Raw genomic sequence first — 21361 nt, 5'->3', positions numbered from 1 at the left:
TCAAGATGAGGCGGCGGGGAAAACATCGTGCCTACCAAAACACCTGGCTTCCGGAGCTTCAACGAGGGCGTGACCTGCTCGCTCAAGGCGCAAAGGGCGCGCGAGCAAGGCAACGCGGATCTCGCCGCGGAGCTCGATAGGCAAGCCATCGCTCACTTCGACGAGGCGATTCGCCTCGAACCTCGTCATCCGGGTGCCTGGGGTGGTAAAGGAATGGCCCACGCTCAACTCGGCGATCCCGGTGCCGCGGCCGAAGCGTTCGTGGAAGCCACGAAGATCGAGCCCAACACGCCCGAGTTCTTTCGCCAGCTCGGCCTCTGCCAGATTGAGCTCGGCGAGATCTCCGCCGCGCGCCAATCCACCCTCAGGGCCGTTGAGCTCGCCGCCGACCCTCACTACGCACGAAACGCGGCGATCGAGGTCTACAACTTCGGCGGCTCCATCATGACCGCCGCGGTCCGCGACCGAGATGCGGGTCGAACTCAAGAAGAGCACCGCGGTTACCTCATGGCATTGGCTGTCTTTCGGCTCGCACTCGAACTCAATCCGGACTTCGAGGAGGCGCGAAAGGGCGAGTCCATTGCAGCGTCTTGCATTCAGCAATCCCCCCGGTAACGCCGTGGCCCGTCGCCTCACGGCGCTCAAGACCTCTGCGGTCATTTCGGGGTGAGGCGGCGGGGTGGCACTGGCGGATGAATGGTGCTGATGTCCGGGTGCCACGGGCTCTGCCAGTGCTCCGGTTCGGCTCGGCACTGCTAAAGCCAGTGGCACCCGGCGGTTCCGGGCATTGTCCCGGTACCCGTGACGAATGGGGATCTCACTCTTTGCCATGATCGAACAAATTTCTGAACGCCCTGTAACCTTCCTCCCCGTTTTGCAGGATTGATCAGTAGGGAGTCTGCCCGATCATCGGGCGACCACCTGCCAAGCTGGACTCGGACGGGCGATCCGAAGGAGGACTCGCCTGATCTGAGGGTGATTCGTCCTCAACGAGGAGGTTTGTGAATGGATGGTGCCAAGCTGCGGCGAGCGTTGATGCTGCTCGCGACGATTCTGGTTCCCCTGGGATTCACCGCGCCGGTTGATGCTCAGAGTGAGATTCCCTTCGTCGTGACCGGGGTGGGGACGATCTACGATCCGCTGCCGCCGTCCCCGCAGGACCCGTTCCTCGAATTCGACGCCATTGGCACGGCGACCGGATTGGGGGTCTACCAGACGACGAGGAGTACGCTGGAGGTGCTCTTCGACGAGGCTGTTCCGGGGGAGGATGCGATCCCGTTCGAGAACGCCGACGATCCGCCGATCATCCTGTTTCAATCCGACAAGGGAACACAGGCGTTCCACTACGATGCGACGTCACCGGGGCTCGGTGTGACGCTCTTCCAAGTCGGGGAGGACAGGTATCTTGCCTTCTTCCTGGCGGAGTTTACGCCCGTCCCGGAGGCGTCCACGAAGCGCTTCAAGCGAATTCGAGGCGGCTCATTCCTCATGTCTGCCTGGACGGAGGTCTTCTCTCCGGGTGACACCGAGGTGCAGTACACCTGGACCGGGGAGGGTCCTCTCGTGGTCGGCGGCAACTGAGCCGCAGCGGCGGGATATCTTCCCACGTATTTGCAAGCAATTTCATAAGTTGACTGATCCGCTTCACCTCGCGGTGCAGCGGACCCGGCGAGTCGGCCGGGGTCGTCTCGACCCCAGTCGTCCCGATCCGTTCCGACGCGGGCTGGGGTCAGAAGGACCTCAGCCACCCGGCCGTCAGCGTTCGCGTCACGCCACGTTCGGCGGCTTCTCCGTTTCTTGTTGTGTTGCGCTGCACCGATTGAGGACTTATTCACCATGACGACGCGAACACTTGTCCGTGGCTTCACCGCCCTGGCCCTGCTGCTGGTCGGATTAACTCTGATCGCCCCAGAAGCCACGGCGAATGACCAGCCCCGGCCGTTCCGCGGCAACGCGGAGGGGTTGGTGACCGGGCTTATCGAGCCCAGCGAGGACTGCCCCTTCGGCGGGTTCACCGCGTTCTGGACCGGCAATGCCACGCACCTCGGCCGGTTCACCCGTCAGGAAGTGCTCTGCTACACGAATGCAGAGCTGACCGAATTCGAGGGGGAGATCGTCTTCACGGCCGCCAACGGCGATACGCTTTCCTTGAAATTCAGCGGTTCGTTCGAGCCCGGCCCCGGCGGCACGTTGCTGGCTGAGGGGCCGTACGAGTTCACGGGCGGGACCGGCCGGTTCGCCAATGCCAGCGGTTCGGCCGGCTATCAGGCCGTCGCCTTCCCCATCGGAGACCAAGTGCTGGCCGTTGTGGAGTTCGATGGGTTCATTTGCTATTAAGTGTTGAAAGGTCAGGGGCCAGCGGGTCGCCGGGTCTAAGGTTGTTGCGTCCCGGTTGACTTGTCACCGCGAAAACCACGTAACCGCTCTTCGCGCTGCAGCGGACCCGGTCCGCCGCGGCTCGGGTGGGCTTCAGGGCTGGCTCGTGGCGGGCCTGGTCGGTCGGTCGCCTAACACGCGGATTCACCACTGGAACCAGGGAGACCGCGGGTGGCCCCGGTTGCTCGCCAACCGGGGCGGCGCAGCCGCAAGAGATTGCGGGACGCCGCCTCATCACCTCTCGTCGCTCCGCGACCCCGGTTGGCGAGCAACCGGGGCCACCCGCGCACGATGCAGCCGAACACGTTAAACTACGTTCGAGACTATCAGCAAATCTTAAGGAGGCAATTATGCTCAGACATCTTACATCCATAGCGGTGATGTCGGTTCTGTTGTGCTCTGGTGCCTCTGGGGCCGAGTACGACGCGGTCGGCGTGGTGAGGTTCTCGAATTTGCAAGGGTTCCTCTCCAACCTCGAAGACGTGCCATTGATCGCCAAGCAGTTCAGCGAATTCAATGGAGTCGCATTGCAAACCGGTTCGATCCGTCCTAATTCGGTCCCCGAGACCGTCTTCGAAGACAATGAAATTGAGATTATCCAATTCGAAGGAGTACAGGGCCCCAATCCTTACTTCGGCAATCGAGAGCTCCAGATCATCATTGGCCGCGGCGGCCAGATTCATTGCACGTGGGTTGCAGAGTTTACGATCGTCATCGACAAGGCTACGGCCCTGGCTGTCTTCTCCGGAGATGGCCAGTTCACGGTTGTAGGCGGCACTGGCCGATACGAGAACGCAACCGGTAGCCTGCAGACGTGCTTCGAATCCGAACCCACGCCCCTGACGGCGGATTCGGCCATCGCAACTTACACGCAAGTTGGAACGATCAATCCATAATCGCCATTTTTTCGGCGATGTGCGGCGGGGTGGCTGGTTCTCCTGACCCCAGCCACCCCGCCGAACACGCGGATCAACCATAGTACCTAGGGAGACATCTCATGATTCGAGCGTTCTGCAGCAGCTTCCCCGTGATGCCGATGATCGTGCTGTTCGTTGCGGTTTCGGCCAGCGATCACGCGGAAGCACAAGTCCAACCGTTCAAGATTCGCGGGGGTGGCGTCCTCGCATTTTTCCCAGCACCTGGCGAGGAAGCGCCGCACACGATCGAAGGTCAGGCGACCCTTCTGGGTCGACATGACGGCCTGGGTTGGGTCCGTCCGCTCCGCCTTGCAGATCCCGATGACCCGCGGATCCTGCCGGGCTCCATCCTTGCGGCCGAGTTCGACAATTCACGTCCGACCCTTTTCGTGGCGGCCAATGGTGACGAACTTCTCTATGACTACGGTCGAGGGAACGGGGAGTACAGTCCCGGAATCGTCCAGTTGTTCCCCGACGCGGGCCATCCCGGAAAGGTGTTCGCGATCTTCATCGCAGAGTTTACCCCGATCTTGGGCGCGAGTACGGGACGCTTCGAGCATGTCGTCGGCGGCAGCTTTGATATGATCGCAATCACGGAATCGTTCGCTCTGAACGATCCCGACAACCCGCCCCTCGCGATTGGTTACACCTGGTTTGGCGAAGGGACGATCGAGTTCGAGCGGGGCCGATAGGAACTCTTGAACCCCGCGAGTGATGCCAGATCGACCGGATGACTCGCCGGCGGGTTGGCTGGGAGCAAGATGCCCCGAGCCACCCGCCGCAGCGTCGGGTCGAGATCCTGACCGTTTGGCGTGCGACCCGACGAAGGTCAGACGCCTCGCCTGACGATCCAGCCCGGGCCCCTCACCCCGGCCCTCTCCCCGCTCGCGGGGAGAGGGGGAGGGGTCGATTCTGGCGAAGGTGATGACGGCTTCAAGGAAGGATCAGGTGTTCGCGATGGGAAGACGAGGACGGGGAGGGGAGATCAGGGTGTTTTCCCGAGGAGGCCGAGGCGGGCGAAGTTGAGGGCGTGCTTGGCGGAGCGGCTCTGGATGACGGGGCGGGGCTGCTCGGGGCCGAGGGAGAGGCGGCGGTGGAGGGTGTGGTCGTCGAGGGAGAGGCCGACGTAGACGAGACCGACGGGCTTGTCGGGGGAGCCGCCGGTGGGGCCGGCGACGCCGGTGACGGAGAGGCCGAGGTCGGCTCCGAAGCGGCGGCGGACGCCGAGGGCCATCGCCTCGGCCACCTCGGCACTGACGGCGCCGACGGAGTCGATCAGATCGGCGGGGACGTCGAGCAGGGAGGTCTTGGCCTCGTTGGCGTAGGAGACGATGCCGCCGGGAAAGACGGGGCTGACGCCGGGGATACGGGTCAGGCGGTGCGCGATGAGGCCACCGGTGCAGGACTCGGCGACGGCGAGGGTCTTGCCCTGGGATTGCAGGAGTGAAACAACGGCCTCGGCCACGTCGTCGGAGCCTTCGCCGACGATAAGGTCGCCGAAGCGCTCGTAGATGGCGTCGATGGTGGGCTGCATGAGGGCGAGGGCCTCGGCCTCGTCGGCCCCCTCGGCGCGGATTCGGAAGCTGATGGTGGCGTCGGAGGCGGTGATGCCGACCTCGGGGATGCGGCCGCGGGCGGTGAGGTCGGGGGCCTGGGCCTCGACGTCGGATTCGCCGAGGCCGAACAGGTTGATCACGCGGTTGACGATCACCCGACCGGCCAGGCCGACGGCGCGGAGGCGGGGGGCGAGTTCCTCATCGAACATCGCCTTCAGCTCTCGGGGGACGCCGGGAAGGCAGGCGACGTGGGCGATGCCGGTCTTCATCCAGATGCCGGGGGCGGTGCCGATCGGGTTCGGGAGGATCGAGGAGCCTTCGGGGATGAGGGCCTGGATGCGGTTGCGGTCGGGCATCTCGCGGTTGCGGCGGGCAAAGAGGGCCTCGATCATGCCGAGGGCCTGGTCATCCTGAACGAGGCCGACGCCGGCGGCTCGGGCGAGAGCCTCGCGGGTCAGGTCGTCCTGGGTCGGGCCGAGGCCGCCGCTGGTCACGACCAGATCGGATCGGGAGATGGCCAGGGCGAAGGCGGCGACGTTGTCGTCGAGGTCGTCTCCCAGCAGGGTCGAGAACCGGACGGGAATGCCGAGCGAGGCAAGGCGGTCGCAGAGCCACTGGCCGTTGGTGTCGAGCTTCGCGCCGCTGATCAGCTCGCTTCCGATCATCAGGAGTTCGGCATGCATGGGATGAGACTCGGGAGGGGGGAACAAAGGGTTCGGGGTTCGACGGGTTCCGGGAGGTCGGGGACGGATCGTTCTGAAAAATTGGCCCGTACAAATGGCAGGGCGCGAGCGATTTCAAAAAAAAGGGGGGAAATCGGTTCGGCCGAGGGGTACCGACCGTCGAGGGGAGAGGGAGTCGGCGGGGTGGAGGTTGAGGACTCGCCCGTCCGAAGCATGGGCGAACACTCGCACGCAATCACGAGCCTCGGAGGGGTGTCTGGGAGGTCTGGGACAAGCTTGACGGGTTCTTCACGAGAATTTCGCGAGGGATCGGGAGGAACGAAGGCCGCGGATTTCTCAAGGTTTTTGTGAGAAAAAGGGTGAACCGGGGGTGCGGTTGGGGGTGTCGCAGGGTAACGAGGTTGCGAACAGGGTTGGACGTCGTGTCATAATAGTATGGCGACCCGAAGGGGTCGACTGCCCTGCGTCCGCCCAGCCTCGGGAGCGTCGAGCCCCCCGCTTGGGGTTCGACCGAGATTCGTCCCGCGAACCCGGTCCCGCCGAGTCGGGGGAGGCCCACCCAAGATGAGCGCCGCTGTCCTTGATCGCCCGACCCTGGTCCTGAACCGGAACTGGCAACCGGTGAATGTGGCCTCAGTGTCTCGGGCGTTGGTGATGCTGTGGAACGAGTCGGCCCGCGTCGTCGACCCCGACGATTTCCGACTCTACGACTGGGCCGACTGGGCCCGGTTGAAACCTCGGGACGACGAGCCGTTCATCCAGGCCGTGACGTTCCGCATGCGCGTGCCGGAGGTTGTGACGCTGTCGCATTACGACCGGTATCGCGAGTCGACCGTGACCTTCAGCCGACGCAACATTTTCAAGCGCGATCACTCGACCTGCCAGTACTGCGGATCACGGCCGGGGTCGTCGGAACTGACGATCGACCACGTGTTGCCGAGGGCGCAGGGGGGTGTTTCGTCCTGGGAAAATTGCGTACTGGCCTGCGTGGCCTGCAATTCTCGCAAGGCCAACCGCACGCCCGAGCAGGCACAGATGAAGCTCCGCAAGAAGCCGTTCCGGCCCGAGTGGAGACCGCTGTACGCCTATTCGACGATGCGGATTGAAAGCTGGTCACGCTTCGTGAGCGAGGCGTACTGGAACGTGGCCCTCGACGAGGGGGAATGACGGCGACGTTGACCGGGCCTTGCGTCTGGGGAGTGTCCCGAGGCGCAGGCCCGATGCCATGACTCATCCGGGACGTGATGGCGAGGCGAAGGGTTGCCGATGACGGCCGACCGACCCGCCGAACGATCGTCCCCAGGAACCCGGTCCATCCATGAACTATCTGGTCACCGGCGGCGCCGGCTTTATCGGCAGCCACCTTTGCGAGCGATTGCTCGATGATGGTCATTCCGTGCTGGCGCTGGACGACCTGAGCACCGGGCGGTTTGCCAACGTGGCGCATCTGGAAGGGCGTCCGGGGTTCGAGCTACGGGTGGCGAGCGTTACCGAGCCGGAGGTGGTCGAGCGTTGCATCACCGAGTGTCAGGCGGTGTTTCACCTGGCCAGCGCCGTCGGGGTGCGGCTGGTGGTGGACGAGCCGGTGAAGACGATCGAAACGATTGTCAATGGGACCGATGTGATCTTGCGGTGCTGCGCGCGGTATCGGCGGCCGATGCTGTTGACCTCGACGAGCGAGGTATACGGCAAGAGTGAGCGGATCCCGTTCCGAGAAGATGATGACGTGGTGCTCGGCCCGAGTACGACCCGCCGCTGGGCCTATGCCGGGGCGAAGATGCTCGACGAGTTTCTGGCCCTGGCCCACTGGCACGAGGCGCGGTTGCCGGTGGTGGTGGCAAGGCTGTTCAACACGGTCGGGCCGCGGCAGACCGGCCGGTACGGGATGGTGATTCCTCGGTTCATGGCGCAGGGGATTGCAGGCGAACCGCTGACGGTTTACGGCACCGGCCGGCAGACGCGGTGTTTCGCCCACGTGAAGGACGTGGTCGAGGCCCTGGTGCAGTTGATCCATCACCCCGAGGCTCGGGGGCAGGTGTTCAACGTCGGCAATGATGAGGAAGTGTCGATTCTCGGGTTAGCCGAGCGCATCCGAGACCTGACCGGCGGCCGGAGCGAGATTCGGACGATTCCTTATGACGAGGCGTACACGTCTGGCTTTGAGGACATGGTGCGCCGGGTGCCGAGCCTGGAGAAGATCCAGCGGTTGATCGGCTATACCCCGACCCGGAACCTGGGGCAAATTCTGGCGGATGTGCGGGCCGAGGCGGAACGGCCGAGGGGGCCGATCGAGTAGGGGAGGCTCCGCCCCTCGATCCCGATCCTTGATGGGAAATCGGGGATTGATTGGTTTGAAGAGGTTGGAAGGAAGGGCAAGGCTGAGAGGCGACCGCGCGGACCCCTCACGCCGGCCCTCTCCCCGCTCGCGGGGAGAGGGGGAAGGGGGCGGCGAAGGGATCAACCGCCGGAGACGACGAAGTTGACGAGCTTGCCGGGAACGACGATAGCCTTGCGGATCGTCTTGCCTTCGAGGAGGGAGGCGATCCGAGCGTCAGCGCGGGCGAGGGATTCGAGGGCGTCCTTGTCGGCCTGGACGGGGACGACGAGGCGGGCCTTGATCTTGCCGTTGATCTGGACGGGGATCTCAACCTCGTTGTCGACGAGCAAGGCGGGGTCGAAGGTGGGCCAGGGCTCGTAGGAGAGCGTCTGGTCGTGGCCGAGGATCTGCCAGAGTTCCTCGCCGAGATGAGGGGCCATCGGAGCGAGCAAAAGGGTGAACGTCTCCATCGCGGCCTTCGGGCGAACGTCGCGGCTGGTGAAGACGTTGACAAACTCCATGAGCTTGCTGATGGCGGTGTTGAAGCGCATGGCTTCGAGGTCGTCGGTCACGCCGGAAACGGTGCGGGCGACGACTTTCGCAGCCTCGGGGTCGAGCGGCACGTCCTGGACCTGAGAGGCGAGCTGGATGTCGTCGGATTTGTCATCGACGATCATCCGCCAGGCGCGGCCGAGGAAGCGGTAAACGCCCTCGACCCCCTTCATGCTCCAGGGCTTGGTGGCTTCAAGCGGACCCATGAACATTTCATAGAGTCGGAGGCTGTCGGCGCCGTAGTCGGCGATGACCTCGTCGGGGTTGATGACGTTGCCGCGGCTCTTAGACATCTTGTGGGCGCGGGCATCGACGCGGATGGAATCGTCATCGGCGAGAACGAAGCTGTCTCCCTTTTTGGTGACGCGGTCCTCTGGCAGCTTGATGGGAACGACGGGGCGAAGGGTGTCGCCGTCCTGGGCAACGTGGCCGCCGTCGATCTCGGAAACGACCGACGTCGAGAACGTCCGGCCGGATTCGTCCTGAAAGGCGGTGTACTCGGTCTCGCCGAGGATCATTCCCTGGTTGACGAGGCGCTGAAACGGCTCGGCGGTGGAAACGAGGCCGCGATCGAACAGGACCTTGTGCCAGAAGCGGGAGTAGAGCAGGTGCAGGACCGCGTGCTCGGCGCCGCCGACGTAGAGATCGACAGGCATCCAGTAGCGCTCTTTCTCGGGGTCCCAGGGGCGATCGGAATTCTTCGGGTCGATGTAGCGGAGGTAGTACCAGCACGACCCGGCCCACTGGGGCATGGTGTTGGTTTCGCGGAGATAGGCGTCGGAATAGTTCACCCAGTCGGTTGCCTTAGCGAGGGGGGGCTCGGGCTTGCCGCTGGTGGACGGCTTGAAGTCGTCCATCTCAGGGAGGCGGACGGGGAGATCGGCCTCGGGGACGGGGCGGGGGCGCTCGTCGCGGTCGAGGAGGATGGGGAACGGTTCTCCCCAGTAGCGCTGTCGGCTGAAGAGCCAGTCGCGGAGCTTGTAGTTGATGGTTTTACGACCGAGGCCGACCGATTCGAGCCAGCGGGTTATGGTGGCCTTGGCGGTCTCGGTCCCCTTGCCGTCGAGGGTGATCTCGGGATTCCTGGAGTTAACGGCCTCTCCATTCCCGGAATAAGCCTGGTCAAATCTGCAGAAGGCCCCAGGATCACTCAAATAAGACGTTTTTATGTCTGCAATGAGATTTGTAGAGCCTTTAGGGGCGTTCTGGTAGAGCCATTCGTCGGGCGGCATGACTACCGGACTAATTGGCAAGTTGAAGACTTTAGCGAATTCCATATCGCGTTCGTCGTGGGCCGGAACGGCCATGATGGCGCCGGTGCCGTAGCCCATCAAGACATAATCCGCAATCCAGACGGGCACGGGCTCGCCGTTGGCGGGGTTGACGGCGAAGCCGCCGGTGAAGACGCCGGTCTTGGTCTTGGCCAGGTCGGTGCGGTCGAGGTCGCTCTTGGCGGCGGCCTGCTGACGGTACTGGGCGACGGCGTCGGCTTGCTGGGGGGTGGTGAGGCGATCGACGAGCGGGTGCTCGGGGGCGAGGACCATGTAGGTCGCGCCGAAGAGGGTGTCGGGGCGGGTCGTATAGACGCGGATCACGTCGTCGGGGGCGGATTCGGGCCATCCCGAGGACAGTCGGGCCTGCCGCCAGTTGTCGAAGTCGCCGCCGCGCTTGATCTTGAAGTCGACCTCGGCCCCCTCGGAACGGCCGACCCAGTTGCGCTGCATGTCCTTGATGGCGCGGGGCCAATCGACGATGTCGAGATCCTCGATGAGTCGGTCGCCATAGGCGGTAATGCGAAGCATCCACTGCTTCAGCGGCATGCGGACGACGGGGTGATTGCCGCGCTCGGACTTGCCGTCGATGACCTCTTCATTGGCAAGCACGGTGCCAAGGGCGGGGCACCAGTTGACGGGAACCTCGGCGCGGTAGGCGAGGCGTTTGGAATCGCGGTAGGCATCAGGGTCGGCGCAACCGTCGGGGAGGGGAAGCTCGGCGATGGGGCGTCCCTTGCCGACGCGGGAGCGGCCTTCGGGGTCGGTCCAGGAGAAGTCGGGGTCGTACCAGGTGTCGTAAAGCTGGAGGAAGATCCACTGGGTCCACTTGTAGTAGTCGGGGTCGGTGGTATCGACCTCTCGGGACCAGTCGTAGGAGAAGCCGAGAGCCTTGATCTGGCGTCGGAAGGTGTCGATATTTTTCTGGGTGGTAATGCGGGGGTGGGTGCCGGTCTGGATGGCGTACTGCTCGGCGGGCAGGCCGAAGGCGTCCCAGCCCATGGGGTGCAGGACGTTGAAGCCTCGCATGCGCTTGAAGCGGCAGAGGATGTCGGTGGCGGTGTACCCCTCGGGATGGCCGACGTGCAAGCCGGCGCCGGAGGGGTAGGGGAACATGTCGAGGATGTAGAGCTTCGGCTGATCGGGGACGAGGTCGGCGACGCGGAACGTTTCGTGCGCGTCCCAGAAGGCTTGCCACTTCGTCTCAATGCGCTGGGGGTGGTAGGCCGGCATCGACCGCGGTCTCCTGAGCGATCTGATCGGAAAAAAAGTTCGGCCGGGGTCGCGTTCCGCGGGATGCGCGGGTCGGGCCGATTGTTCGGGCGGGGGGTCGTGATCGAATCCAATAGCATACCGCCCGGAGGGGTTTGAAACCAGCGCGGCGGGGCGAGATCGATCGGGCTGGAGGGGATGTGTCGATTGTACCGGGCAGAGCGTGGAAGGATTTGCAAGAGTTACACGGGGCGTCGGTCGAGTCTGGCGGGGGACTTGAGGGTTTTTCGAGAAATCTCGGGGGGTCGATCGGCCCGTCGTCCCGACGGCGTGTAGACTTGAGACGAATTCGAGGAGCGTGCCCCGCCGGCTTCTGGCCGATTGGCTTCGCTCGGCACCGCCCTTGCTTCAGCACCTTTTGCACTTCACACCGCGGTACAAATCGAAATTCTTGATTGGAGGTCACGATCATGGACGCGCGATGGCAGAGGCTCCGAACGAGTCGCCTGACCCGTCTGATGGTGTTCGGTCTGGCGGTTGGAATGGTCACGATGGTCGGCTGCCGACATCGCCGATCAAGCTATCGGCCCACGTTTCTCAATTCCGAGCCCGTGCTGGTCGAACCGGCCCCGTCGTCGGCCACAGTGATTCCCACCGACCCGACGCCCTATGAGTATGAATTCGACGCGGCTCCGCCGTCGTCGGTCCCCCCGGCGTACGAAGATACGTACGGGCCGTATGTTTCTCCCCCGGCCGGTCCCGGCCCGGCAAACGAACCGGAACTGAACCTCAGCCCGCTGGAGGAGGATCAGGCCCCGTTGCCACAACCGAGCAAGGGGTCAACCATCCCGTCGGAGGTGGGGGAACCGCCGCAGGTCTTGCCGCCGCAGACCCGGAATGAGTCGGGTCGGACCGCGACGCGTGTGAGCGCGCGGTCCGAGTTGCGATCGAAGGTGCAGGCGATGGCCGATGATCCGCTCGACCTGGTGCAACCGGCTCGGGCCGATCGGCCGTGGCGATATATCGTGGTGCATCACAGCGCCTCGGCCTCTGGAGGCTACGCTCAGATCGACAGGGAGCACCGGGAGCGGGCCGGACTCGACGGGTGCAGTTATCATTTCATCATCGGCAATGGCACCGAGAGCCAGGACGGGATGATTGAGGTTACCCGGCGCTGGTCGGATCAGAAGCCGGGCGCGCATTGCCGAGATGCCAAGCACCCAAGCGTCAACGAGTACGGCATCGGCATCTGCCTGGTCGGCGACCTTGAAGCGACCGGACCAACCCCGAAGCAGATCGAGGCCGCCCGGACGCTCGTTGCCTATCTGCAAGAACGCTACGCGATTCCCGGCGATCGCGTGGGGAGCCACGGGATGTTCTCGGCGACGCCGACGGTCTGTCCTGGTGCCCATTTCCCGGACGAAGCGATTTTCGGCCGACCGAGCCTCGCGGCGGCGCGTTGATGGTTGCGATGCCGGAGGTGTTGCAACGCGAGTTGATCGCAGTCTGATGATGTGAGCGTATGAGTAGGTCGGTCTGGTTGGTCGATTGGCTGAGTGGGGTCTCGGAGGACGCCCGGCTCCGGGGAGGAGGCCGGACGCCCGAGATGGATGTGAGCGTTGTGAGTGGCCGTCAAGGAGGACGGCCGAGATCGCCCGACGGCCGATCAGGCGACCGGGGACGTTCGGCGACGTCTCCAGCCGACGGCGAGGGCCCCGGCGAGACCGATGCCAAGCATGACGATGGTGCTCGGCTCGGGGACGGTCGCCATGTGATAGAAGAACTCGCCCGAACCGCCGATCGGAGTCCCGCCGGTGGACAGGTCGACCAGCCTGAAGGAGGCCGAGAGATCCTGCAGGCCACCGATCCCGAGATCGGTGAAGAAGTTGAGATGCGCGAGGAACGAGTCCCCGGGCCCGAGTTCGAGGATGTCTCCCACGCTCGACGCGACCTGGTTCCCAATGGAAGCGTTCAGACCCGAGGAGAGGGAGAGCACCTCGAGCGCTAGAAGGGAGCCCTCGAGCGAGAGTCGACGGTCCTCGATGGGGTGTTCGGGGCCGCTCACCCAGCGGTAATTGCTGCTGGTGAGGAGGATGTCTTCCGGTGAGCCGGGATCGAACCCGCTCAGGTTGCGGATGGAGCCGATGCGGAGGTCGCTGTACTCGGCCGCCGGCGATCCGTCGTCGTAACGCTTGCTGACGAATCGGCCCTCCATGTCGCCGGTCCCCGCGAAGAGGGTCAGTCTCCCGCGGTTCGCCTCGGGGAGTAGGTTCGGCCCCCCGCCGAATCGGCCGATGCTGTGGAAATGGTCGCCGTGATTGTACAGCAGGGTGAGCCGGCCGAAGTTCGGGTTCGGATTCGCGCCGCTCGTCGGGTTGGCGTCGCGGGCGACGTAGTAGCCGATCTGCTCGGCCCGGGCCTCGACGGCCAGGAGGAAGAGAGAGACGAGGCTCGCCGCAATAAAGTGTCGAGCATTCACAATTTCATTCCTTCATATAGAAAGGTGGCATGGAGTGTCCGGTCCCTCGGCGACGTGTCGAGGTGGGCCGGATGCCGGGTCGAATTCGCCACGCCCGGCGCGGACGGCGATCGGCCCCGCAGTTCCCGGAGACGGGGCGAGGTCGATCGAGGCCGTCGGGTCGGGGTCGTATCGACCCCGAGGCGGGCCAGGACGGGGGGTCGCTGGTCCGTTGACGTCGGAGTTCGCCCGGTCAGCCCGTCCCCGAACGGGGGAGGGGCCGGGGCGTGCCGATCAGATCTCGGGCGGCGCTCGATGAGGCAGCCCGGGGCGTGAAGCGGCCCGGGCCCGGGATAGCGATGCACGCCCCTTCGGGGGACGGATCGCGAACGCGAGGAAACCCGGGCGAGATGGGCCGATCAGGCGCGAGGAGGGGAGCGCGGGAGACGGGAGCGCGCCGGCACCTCGGGGGGCGGGGGGTCGAAGGAGAAGTGGACCCGGTCGGTCTGAGGGGCGACAGCCTCGAAGCGGAGTCGCTCGGGGGAAGAGATCCCCTGGTCGAGGAGGGAGCAGACCGGGCAGGCGTCCGACTCCCCAAGGCGATTCCCCGGCTCGGAATCGTGGTGGGCATCGTGTTCGCACGGGGTGATCCCATGCAAACCCGGCCCGGCCAGGACCAACGCCCCGGCGAGCCAGATTGAGCAACCCATCAGAATTCGTGAGAGCCTGGAAACCACTCGAACGATTCCGGAGGTGACGCGAGCGAGCGTTCGATGCGCCGGAAACGGGGCGATCCCGATCGGGCCGCCCGCTCTCGGCTGACTCATTACACGGCCCAGGAGGGGCGTCGTCAAGGGGCTGAACCGAATTATCGCTATCTCACCCACACACAACGGATTACTCGCGTGTCCGATCGAAGATCTGTCGCGGGGGCGGGATCGCGGCCCCGCGGCCTGAGCCCCCCCGAGCGGGGGTGGGGGGTCAGCGGCGGAGTGCGGGAGTGTCGGTACTGGGCAAGGACTGCCGCAGCGAGGCGATAGAGTCGACCATCAGGTCCTGGAGTTCTTCCGGCGAGAGCCTGGCGGCCCGGGAACCGAGCGAGACGGCCAGCGCGTCTTCGATCGCGCCGAGTACCGGGTCGGGGACCCTGAAGGCCGTGCCAAGGGCCGATCGAATCGTGGGAGCAAGCAGCGCGGCACCCACCGCGGCCGTGGCACTGAGCAGCGGGAGATTCGGGTCGGGAACCCGATCTTGCTCGGAAACCTGGCGGCCCACCCAGTAGCCGGCAAGGGCTCGGGGAATCAAGAGCGGCAAACTGCTTCGGCTGGGAACCAGGGGGAGCTTATCGACGACCATCTCCCCCAGTGAAGCGAGGGCCATCAGCTCTCGGTTGCGGGAGCGTCGAGAGGCGGAGACCAGGGCCGGGCCGAGCGCGGCTCGAAGTCCGGTCACTCCTCCCAGAATGAGGGCTCGATGGAGGGTGGAACGGCGAACAGGACGCATGAAATCACTCCGATTGCAAAAAAAAATGGGACCGGATCGGGTCTGGAAGGCTGGCCCTTATGGGGCGGTCGGCTGGGAGTCGATGGGTTCGTTGCTGACGGGGTCGGGCGGCTCGTCCGGCTCAACGAGATGATCCGGAGCGCCGGGGCCGGCCGCACCGTACGAACCGGATGGAAACGATGGGCGCGCCGGGCGAGACGGATCGACCGCCGACGCAGAGGGAATCCGGTCTTCGGTTCCGAGGGCGACTGCGGCCTTACGCAGTTCATCGGCCTCCACGCGACCGTTGTTGTCGGCATCGAGGACGATCACCATTTGATGGAAGGCGGCGGGCCCCATCATGATCGGGAACTCGTTGGGTTGGTGCGAAAGCTGGGGTTGGTCGGGGACGGTCGATTGAATCAAGGTTGCTCCCGCGCCCATGCCAATCACGATCATCACCAGCATGACACCGGTGAGACGGGCCATTGCATCCTTCCCGGATCGGCAGAGCCAGCGCCCCAGGGCGGCGCCGACGGTGGCGAGTATCAGGCTCAACAGAATCGCACCGAACAGTTCCTCGATGGAACGGTCAAGAACGACGCGGAGCAGGGCATCAAGCCATGAGTTCATGATGGCGAGTAGCTCAAGGAGGACATCGTGGTGATTTCAACAACCAGGCTTCATTGTAAAGCGCTCGATCCTGCGTGTCCCTCGATCGGGTGAATGTTTTCGGGATCGGAGTGCTTTGGGAAGGGAGGGCCGGTCGAGCTTCATTCGAGATGCCAATGTGTCGGTCCTCTGAAATCAGTTGGGTTTGATCTGAGAGGCTCGGCATGAAGCGAGTTGGGCTCACGGATTCGTCGCGGTTCACGCTGAGTTCGGACGCCTTGACCCGGCCTGCAGCGACATTTCCCCTCGGTCCATCCAGCTAAGCGGGGAGAGGGAGGGAGGAGGGGTCGGGGTTCGGATCGCCAAGCGCGGGGGTTTTGCAAGCCTCCCCCTCAGTCGGCCTGCGGCCACCCTCTCCCCCGCGAGCAAACGGGGGCGAGGGTTGAGGTCTGGGAGTCGTGCCGAGAACGCAAAGGCCGCTCTAGTCGGCCTGATGTTCGGTCTGGCGGCGGAGCAATCCCATGCCCATGCCTCCGATGAGAAAGGCGAGGCCGGTGAGAAGGATTCCGGTGGCGAGATAGGTCCAGCCGGACTGATCGGGGGGATTCCGGTTCAGGAAGATGAGCCAGAGTCCGCTCCAGATGCTCAGGAGCGAGCCGACGGTCACGCCGAGCAGGGCCGTGCCGGCCCAGGAGACCTCAGGATCGCTGATATCGGTGCGCATTGGTTGAACCTCGATGGAAAGACGATCAGAGACCGTGGAGATGCGGAACCGACTCCCCCATGAGCGAGGGAGGGGGTTGAGAATGTCCGAATGGGTTTGCCTCGATCGCGGCAGAGAAGGGGCCGCGTCGGACGAATGAGACGGGTGTTCGAGCGGTTGATGTTTGCTCGGATCGCCTCTGCCGGAGATGGGTCAGGCACCTCGCGGACTCGGAGCCCGTCCTCATTTCCTGACACGAGACACTCAGGCGAAGGTGCTTGAGAGTCAGTGTCGGGCAGGAGCGTTGTCGTCGCAGTCGGGCGTGGCGACGGCGACGCGATCGGCGTGGTCGCCCTCGTGGGAGAAGGGTTCACGAGCGGCTCGGCCGATGAACCCGGCGGAGAACCCGATCAGGCTGAGGTCGAGCCCGGAGAGCAGGATGCCGGTGGCGAGAAACAGAATGGCCTCGCCTTCGGGGGGGTTGCGGTAGAGATAGACCAGCCAGACCCCTCCCCAGATGGCGAGAATGACGCCGACTCCCAACAACCAGACGGCGATGGAAGCGATCTTGTGTCCCAGGTCATTGGTCGCCCGCTTGATGCGCATGGCACCATCCTTTTCCAAAGAGGAACAAGACGGGCAACCCAGGCCCGTCGGTTCAATGAAAAAGGGGTAGGGCAACTTGCGTGCCGATCAAGGGCACTCGGCGGTTAGTCGGTGGCGATGGTCCCGCCCACGATGTCGTGAACGTGGAGATTGATGCGAGAGATGACCTGTTCGATGTCCTTCTCCGCAACCCCCATGTCGCGGAGGGTTTCGAGCAGGTGCTGGGTGAAGCGGTTGAAGTGATGGACGGTAATGCCCAGGCCGGAGTGAACATGAGCGAGCGAAAGGCCGGTGTATTGCTGAGGCCCATCAAGCGCGGCACCGAGGAATTCGTGCTGCATGCTCCGGAGCTTGTCCATCGAGGTCTTGCGGAAGAACGGGCTCAGGTCCGGGTCTCGGGTTACGCGACCGTAGAAGTCGTCGATCACTCGGCTCAGGGTCTCCGCGCCGCCGATCCGCTCATACAGGGTTGGCTCATCGCCCATCGGGGCCATCTCCGGTCGAGGTCGCTGGCAAAGGCCGGGGGAGGGTTTGGTGTCAATCGAGGTTCTTCCGGCCTCTTGATCCAATGAGTGTAGCGCACCGGGGCCAATTCCGCAAACCAATCGGAGCGGGAATCAACGGGTGTAGGCAACGTGGTGATCGGCGCTTGTTTTGAGTGGGTTGTTCGCGCTTGAGGCTGGGGGAGGGGGAAGGGGACTGCCCCCTTCTGGACGTCGTGAGGGTGGGGGTTCGGATCGTCTCGGCGTGGAGCGCGTCGTAGTGGCCCCCTCAGCCGGCCTGCAGCCACTCTCTCTCTCGCATCGCGGGGACGAGGGGGGGAAGCCGGGTCAGGTTCTCGATCCGGAGGCCCTTTGCGTTGCAGAGGGCAAGGAATTTCCGGCCGGATTGTCGAGGAATCGGAATCAAGGTTGCGGGGAACGGTCAGGGGGGGATCGATCGTGACGCCCACGAGGCCGCGCCTCTCCCAGCGTGTCGAGAGGGGCCAATCGGTTCCCAAGCACCGGTTGAGATGAAAGGAGCCACACTGATGGGACTGTTTTCAACCAAGGAATTGAACTCGATGGAAGACCTGCTGTGCGATCAGCTCGGTGATCTGTACGACGCTGAGCAACGCCTGACCAAGGCGCTTCCGAAGATGGCCGGCGCGGCGACCGATCCGCAGCTCAAGGCGGGATTCGAGCATCATTTGAAGGAAACCAAGGGGCAGGTCCGGCGTCTGGAAGAGGCGTTCAAACTGCTCGGCAAGGACCCGAAGGCCGTCACCTGCGACGCGATCAAAGGGTTGATCTCGGAGGGGGACGAGGTGATCAAGGCATCGGGCGACCCGGAGATCAAGGATGCGGCCCTGATCGCGGCGGCGCAGCGCGTCGAGCATTACGAGATCGCCGGCTACGGCTGTGCCCGCAACTTTGCCCTTCGCAACGGCAGCAACTCGGTGGCAACGCTGCTCCAGGAAACGCTGGACGAGGAGAAAGCGACCGATCAGAAGCTGACCGACATGGCCGAATCGTCGATCAATGTCAAGGCCGCCCATTGATGCGCTCGACCCGGCGTCCGGCGTGCGAACGGCCGAGGAATCGGCCTTCGCGCCGGAGCGGGTCCGGGGCATGATCACCGGATGGAAGGATCGCCCGGCCCCTGTTCGTGATCGCGGGCGGCCTGCGTCCCTCCTCGATCCGGCCCATCGAGACTGACTCTCCAAGGCCAACGGAGCACGCACCATGGACGGTGACCACCCCTCGCAGGGCAAGGGTGACGATCGCCTGAAGATCGTTGCGTTTGAACGGTATGGGCCGGTTGAGCTGGCGCTGTTCCCGGCGCCTCCGCGACGGCGATGGATGGACGAATCGGCCGGCCGGTTTGCCTATCGATGCCTGCCGCTGGTGATGGCGAACCAGGCGGGCTGGCTGGTGCGCAATCCGATCACGTTCAGCCTGATGTGGAACGGAGGCCCGGCGGCGACCGACATCCAGATCCTCGTTCCGCACGGGCAGCACGGCTTCTCGGCGGCGTTTGGCCCCGAGTCGGTCGTCGAGAGCCACTTTGGCGAGGGGGTGATCACGTTCCAGCTGCCGTACCTCTTTCGGACGAGCGCCGGGTACAACCTCTGGGTTAAAGGGCCGGCGAACATCGTGAAGGACGGCATCCAGGCGCTCGAAGGACTGGTCGAGACAGACTGGACCCCGGCCCCCTTCACCATGAACTGGAAGCTGACACGCCCTTATGAGACGGTGACCTTTTACGAAGGGGAGCCGATCTGCCAGCTCGTGCCGTATCCGAGGGGCCTGATCGAACGGTTCGAGCCCGAGGTCCGCGATCTGGCCGAAGAGCCCGAGCTGGCCTCAAGCTACTTCGACTGGCACGCGAAACGGGGAGAATTTCTGGTCGATCGCGGGGTGCCGGGCAGCGAGGCCAACCGCAAGGACTGGCAAAAAGATTACTACCGCGGTCAGTTTCCGGCCGGGGATCGGGCCGAGGAGCATCAAACCGCGCTGGGTACCGCAGCGTTCATTCGGCACGAGGGGAGCGCGGGAGGGTCGATCGCCAAGGGGCCTCACCCGAGGCCCTCCTCCACTGCCATCCCCCAAGGAGGATGCCCGATGAGTCGCGGGGTGTCGCCGAAACCGACCACCGACCCGTCCTCAACCGAGGAGCGGGGATGAGTCCAGCAGGACATCCCGAGCGTCCTGGGGGTCGAGCCCGAGGAATTCCAGGATCTGCCGGATGACGGTTTCGCGCTCGACATCGACGGCCAGGAGGTGGTCGGAGCGATCGAGCCAGACGAGCGAACGATCGGCCTCGGGTGTCCCGAGGTGATGATCGAGCCACTGCGCGCCGATCGGATCGACGATCGCATCGCGGCGCGACTGGACGATGAGCGTCGGCGCGGTGATGCGGTGGGCCTCGTTGCGGACGAGGCGGATGAGAGCGACGGCGCTTCGAGCGGCGGCGAGATTGAAGGTCTGGAAGGCGAGGAGCCGCTCGATCTCCTTGCGGCGGACGGGATCGGAGACGGCCGACTGGCGGCGCGGCACCCTTCGGATGATTCGACCGAGTGTGCCGAGGTATACCTCGGGCCGGAAGCCGTAGTACCAGCGATGACGGATCGCCAGAAAGGGGGCCATCAGGGCGAGGCGATCGACCGGAGCCGAGGCGGCCAGATGCAGGGCGAGGGTGCCGCCGGTCGAGAAACCGATGACGGCCACCGAGCCGTGGCATTCCTGGAGCCGGTCAAAGCTCGACTGGACCACCGCAAACCACTCGGGCCAGGAAGACCGGGGCATGTGCGGGCCGGGCCCTTCGTGGCCGGGGTAGACGGGGGCCTCGAACGGCATCCCGACCGCGGAGAGGGCCTGAAGCAACGGCTCGAACTCGTGACGACCACCCCCGAGCCCGTGCAGGACGAGGCACGCGCCGGGGGGACCAGAAGGACGGGAGGTTTCGGGAGTCATGATGACTCTGATGATACCAAAAGGCCCGGATCAGGCGGCGCGGCCTTCTTGCGATCGCCAGCGATCGAGGAATCGCCGGTAGTCTTCGGGGGTGTCGATGCCGGCCGTGGCGGCAGGAACGACCCCGACGGCGATCGATTCGCCGAGTTCGAGGACCCGGAGCTGCTCAAGCCGCTCGGCCTGTTCGAGCGAGGACGGGGGAAGCTGCGAGAGCCTCAGGAGGAACTCGCGGCGGTAGGCGTAAAGGCCGAGGTGGAGGTAGGCCAGGGGAGTGACGCTCGGGTCGGGCTCGCCGTCTCGGTGGCAAGGGATCGGGCGTCGAGAGAAATAGAGCGCGCGGCCGTCGGCGGCGAGGACAACCTTGACGCAGGCGGGGTCGAGGTAGGTGTCTCGGTCTCGGATCGGCGTGCAAAGGGTGGCCATCGGCAGATGAGGGGCCTGGTCGAGCAGATCGACGACGCGGTCGAGGGCTTCGGGCTCGATCTCGGGCTCATCCCCTTGCAGATTGACGATGATCCGGGCGTGGGGGAGCTGGGCGGCGACCTCGGCCACGCGATCGGTGCCGCTGGGGTGGTCGTCTCGCGTGAGGACGGCCTCGCCGCCGAAGCGCTGGACGGTATCGAGAATGCGGACGTCATCGGTGGCGACGATCACGCGGTCGATGCGTCGGGCTCGGGAGGCGGCCTCAACGACATGCTGAATCAAGGGGCGGCCGGTCTCGGCCAGCAAGGGCTTGCCGGGCAACCGGCTCGACGCGAAGCGAGCGGGGACGATTGCCACCACCGATCCAGACCCAGAACCGGAGATGGTCGTCACGCGATCCGGTCGGGAACCATCGCGAGCCATCGCGTCACCTCGCCTTTCCGTGGCGGACGGACAGAACCGAACCGATTGATCGATCAATCGATCGCACGGATCGGGGATCCTCCCCGATGAGCGGGGAGCGTATCGCGGAGGGGCCGGACACGTCAAGGTCGGCTTGAGTGACCGCGGCCCTTTCCTGCGGAGCCGAATTCGGGAAGGCGTTGACCAGAGGGAAACCGCTTGAAGAGTCGAGCAATCGGAGGGGGAGTCCGGCGTTTCGGCAGCGCAAAACGGAGGAGAGCCAGCGGGGCGAGGAGGGACTCTTGAGCCAATCGTACGACGATGGACATCTCAGGG

At 64.7% G+C, this 21361-nt stretch carries 21 protein-coding genes; 10 read left to right on the top strand and 11 right to left on the bottom strand.

Annotation, left to right across the window (positions count from 1 at the left end; all coding sequences use genetic code 11):
- Positions 1–69: 69 nt before the first annotated feature.
- From GA615_RS25270 to GA615_RS25250, 5 genes are all read left to right on the top strand, one after another.
- On the top strand, positions 70–615 hold the full coding sequence (locus tag GA615_RS25270; protein WP_161602559.1) for a tetratricopeptide repeat protein: 546 nt from the start codon (positions 70–72) through the stop codon (positions 613–615).
- 390 nt (positions 616–1005) lie between these two features.
- Positions 1006–1581 carry a hypothetical protein gene (locus tag GA615_RS25265; RefSeq protein ID WP_152054125.1) on the top strand — a complete coding sequence of 192 codons (576 nt, stop codon included), beginning with the start codon at positions 1006–1008 and terminating at the stop codon, positions 1579–1581.
- Positions 1582–1836: 255 nt separating this feature from the next.
- The gene (locus GA615_RS25260; RefSeq protein WP_152054124.1) at positions 1837–2337 is read left to right on the top strand and encodes a hypothetical protein; all 501 of its coding nucleotides are present in this window, start codon (positions 1837–1839) and stop codon (positions 2335–2337) included.
- Between the two features lie 389 nt (positions 2338–2726).
- Complete coding sequence (locus GA615_RS25255) at positions 2727–3272, top strand: hypothetical protein (protein WP_152054123.1); 546 nt, start codon at positions 2727–2729, stop codon at positions 3270–3272.
- Between the two features lie 101 nt (positions 3273–3373).
- On the top strand, positions 3374–3985 hold the full coding sequence (locus tag GA615_RS25250; RefSeq protein ID WP_152054122.1) for a hypothetical protein: 612 nt from the start codon (positions 3374–3376) through the stop codon (positions 3983–3985).
- A gap of 293 nt (positions 3986–4278) precedes the next feature.
- Here the strand turns inward: GA615_RS25250 and GA615_RS25245 are convergent, their stop codons facing one another.
- Positions 4279–5532, bottom strand: coding sequence for a competence/damage-inducible protein A (locus GA615_RS25245; protein WP_152054121.1), 1254 nt, complete (start codon positions 5530–5532; stop codon positions 4279–4281).
- 564 nt (positions 5533–6096) lie between these two features.
- Here GA615_RS25245 and GA615_RS25240 point away from each other — a divergent pair.
- Complete coding sequence (locus tag GA615_RS25240; protein ID WP_152054120.1) at positions 6097–6699, top strand: HNH endonuclease; 603 nt, start codon at positions 6097–6099, stop codon at positions 6697–6699.
- 151 nt (positions 6700–6850) lie between these two features.
- Positions 6851–7828 carry a GDP-mannose 4,6-dehydratase gene (locus GA615_RS25235; RefSeq protein ID WP_152054119.1) on the top strand — a complete coding sequence of 326 codons (978 nt, stop codon included), beginning with the start codon at positions 6851–6853 and terminating at the stop codon, positions 7826–7828.
- Positions 7829–7989: 161 nt separating this feature from the next.
- On the opposite strand, the gene leuS is transcribed toward GA615_RS25235, so the two are convergent.
- Positions 7990–10905 (bottom strand): leucine--tRNA ligase, encoded by a 2916-nt coding sequence (gene leuS, locus GA615_RS25230; RefSeq protein ID WP_152054118.1) that lies wholly within the window; start codon positions 10903–10905, stop codon positions 7990–7992.
- A gap of 449 nt (positions 10906–11354) precedes the next feature.
- Between leuS and GA615_RS25225 the strand changes: the two genes are divergently transcribed.
- Positions 11355–12347, top strand: coding sequence for a peptidoglycan recognition protein family protein (locus GA615_RS25225; protein WP_152054117.1), 993 nt, complete (start codon positions 11355–11357; stop codon positions 12345–12347).
- 203 nt (positions 12348–12550) lie between these two features.
- On the opposite strand, the gene GA615_RS25220 is transcribed toward GA615_RS25225, so the two are convergent.
- The 7 genes from GA615_RS25220 to GA615_RS25190 form a co-directional block, all read right to left on the bottom strand.
- The gene (locus GA615_RS25220; protein ID WP_152054116.1) at positions 12551–13363 is read right to left on the bottom strand and encodes an all3515 family Zur-repressed PEP-CTERM protein; all 813 of its coding nucleotides are present in this window, start codon (positions 13361–13363) and stop codon (positions 12551–12553) included.
- Between the two features lie 398 nt (positions 13364–13761).
- Positions 13762–14169: a hypothetical protein gene (locus GA615_RS25215; protein WP_152054115.1), complete on the bottom strand. Its 408-nt coding sequence runs from the start codon at positions 14167–14169 to the stop codon at positions 13762–13764.
- A 154-nt stretch (positions 14170–14323) separates the two neighbouring features.
- A complete protein-coding gene (locus tag GA615_RS25210) occupies positions 14324–14845 on the bottom strand; it encodes a hypothetical protein (RefSeq protein ID WP_152054114.1) in 522 nt (173 codons plus the stop codon).
- A gap of 57 nt (positions 14846–14902) precedes the next feature.
- Positions 14903–15457 (bottom strand): hypothetical protein, encoded by a 555-nt coding sequence (locus GA615_RS25205; protein WP_152054113.1) that lies wholly within the window; start codon positions 15455–15457, stop codon positions 14903–14905.
- A gap of 460 nt (positions 15458–15917) precedes the next feature.
- Entirely contained in the window at positions 15918–16160 is a 243-nt protein-coding gene (locus tag GA615_RS25200; protein WP_152054112.1) for a hypothetical protein, read from the bottom strand.
- A 264-nt stretch (positions 16161–16424) separates the two neighbouring features.
- Positions 16425–16745, bottom strand: coding sequence for a hypothetical protein (locus GA615_RS25195; RefSeq protein ID WP_152054111.1), 321 nt, complete (start codon positions 16743–16745; stop codon positions 16425–16427).
- Between the two features lie 104 nt (positions 16746–16849).
- Entirely contained in the window at positions 16850–17230 is a 381-nt protein-coding gene (locus tag GA615_RS25190; protein ID WP_161602558.1) for a group I truncated hemoglobin, read from the bottom strand.
- A gap of 545 nt (positions 17231–17775) precedes the next feature.
- On the opposite strand from GA615_RS25190, the gene GA615_RS25185 reads away from it, so the two are divergent.
- The gene (locus GA615_RS25185; RefSeq protein ID WP_152054109.1) at positions 17776–18285 is read left to right on the top strand and encodes a YciE/YciF ferroxidase family protein; all 510 of its coding nucleotides are present in this window, start codon (positions 17776–17778) and stop codon (positions 18283–18285) included.
- 184 nt (positions 18286–18469) lie between these two features.
- On the top strand, positions 18470–19411 hold the full coding sequence (locus tag GA615_RS25180; protein ID WP_152054108.1) for a DUF6065 family protein: 942 nt from the start codon (positions 18470–18472) through the stop codon (positions 19409–19411).
- On the opposite strand, the gene GA615_RS25175 is transcribed toward GA615_RS25180, so the two are convergent.
- Entirely contained in the window at positions 19391–20200 is an 810-nt protein-coding gene (locus GA615_RS25175) for an alpha/beta hydrolase (RefSeq protein ID WP_152054107.1), read from the bottom strand. The genes GA615_RS25180 and GA615_RS25175 overlap by 21 nt on opposite strands.
- 30 nt (positions 20201–20230) lie before the next feature.
- Complete coding sequence (kdsB, locus tag GA615_RS25170; protein WP_152054106.1) at positions 20231–21046, bottom strand: 3-deoxy-manno-octulosonate cytidylyltransferase; 816 nt, start codon at positions 21044–21046, stop codon at positions 20231–20233.
- Between the last annotated feature and the right edge of the window lie 315 nt (positions 21047–21361).

The organism is Tautonia marina, assembly GCF_009177065.1.
Classification (GTDB): Bacteria; Planctomycetota; Planctomycetia; order Isosphaerales; family Isosphaeraceae; genus Tautonia; species Tautonia marina.
Note: the sequence above shows the minus strand (reverse complement) of the source record. Positions and strands in the feature narration are given on the sequence as shown.

Coding starts and splice junctions, on each gene's coding strand:
- GA615_RS25210 (WP_152054114.1), bottom strand. CDS start 14,845: ATGCGTCCTGTTCGCCGTTCCACCCTCCATCGAGCCCTCATTCTGGGA.
- GA615_RS25265 (WP_152054125.1), top strand. CDS start 1,006: ATGGATGGTGCCAAGCTGCGGCGAGCGTTGATGCTGCTCGCGACGATT.
- GA615_RS25255 (WP_152054123.1), top strand. CDS start 2,727: ATGCTCAGACATCTTACATCCATAGCGGTGATGTCGGTTCTGTTGTGC.
- GA615_RS25185 (WP_152054109.1), top strand. CDS start 17,776: ATGGGACTGTTTTCAACCAAGGAATTGAACTCGATGGAAGACCTGCTG.
- GA615_RS25190 (WP_161602558.1), bottom strand. CDS start 17,230: ATGGGCGATGAGCCAACCCTGTATGAGCGGATCGGCGGCGCGGAGACC.
- GA615_RS25215 (WP_152054115.1), bottom strand. CDS start 14,169: ATGAGTCAGCCGAGAGCGGGCGGCCCGATCGGGATCGCCCCGTTTCCG.
- GA615_RS25245 (WP_152054121.1), bottom strand. CDS start 5,532: ATGCATGCCGAACTCCTGATGATCGGAAGCGAGCTGATCAGCGGCGCG.
- GA615_RS25225 (WP_152054117.1), top strand. CDS start 11,355: ATGGACGCGCGATGGCAGAGGCTCCGAACGAGTCGCCTGACCCGTCTG.
- GA615_RS25235 (WP_152054119.1), top strand. CDS start 6,851: ATGAACTATCTGGTCACCGGCGGCGCCGGCTTTATCGGCAGCCACCTT.
- GA615_RS25175 (WP_152054107.1), bottom strand. CDS start 20,200: ATGACTCCCGAAACCTCCCGTCCTTCTGGTCCCCCCGGCGCGTGCCTC.
- GA615_RS25250 (WP_152054122.1), top strand. CDS start 3,374: ATGATTCGAGCGTTCTGCAGCAGCTTCCCCGTGATGCCGATGATCGTG.
- GA615_RS25195 (WP_152054111.1), bottom strand. CDS start 16,745: ATGCGCATCAAGCGGGCGACCAATGACCTGGGACACAAGATCGCTTCC.
- GA615_RS25260 (WP_152054124.1), top strand. CDS start 1,837: ATGACGACGCGAACACTTGTCCGTGGCTTCACCGCCCTGGCCCTGCTG.
- leuS (WP_152054118.1), bottom strand. CDS start 10,905: ATGCCGGCCTACCACCCCCAGCGCATTGAGACGAAGTGGCAAGCCTTC.
- kdsB (WP_152054106.1), bottom strand. CDS start 21,046: ATGGCTCGCGATGGTTCCCGACCGGATCGCGTGACGACCATCTCCGGT.
- GA615_RS25200 (WP_152054112.1), bottom strand. CDS start 16,160: ATGCGCACCGATATCAGCGATCCTGAGGTCTCCTGGGCCGGCACGGCC.
- GA615_RS25205 (WP_152054113.1), bottom strand. CDS start 15,457: ATGAACTCATGGCTTGATGCCCTGCTCCGCGTCGTTCTTGACCGTTCC.
- GA615_RS25240 (WP_152054120.1), top strand. CDS start 6,097: ATGAGCGCCGCTGTCCTTGATCGCCCGACCCTGGTCCTGAACCGGAAC.
- GA615_RS25180 (WP_152054108.1), top strand. CDS start 18,470: ATGGACGGTGACCACCCCTCGCAGGGCAAGGGTGACGATCGCCTGAAG.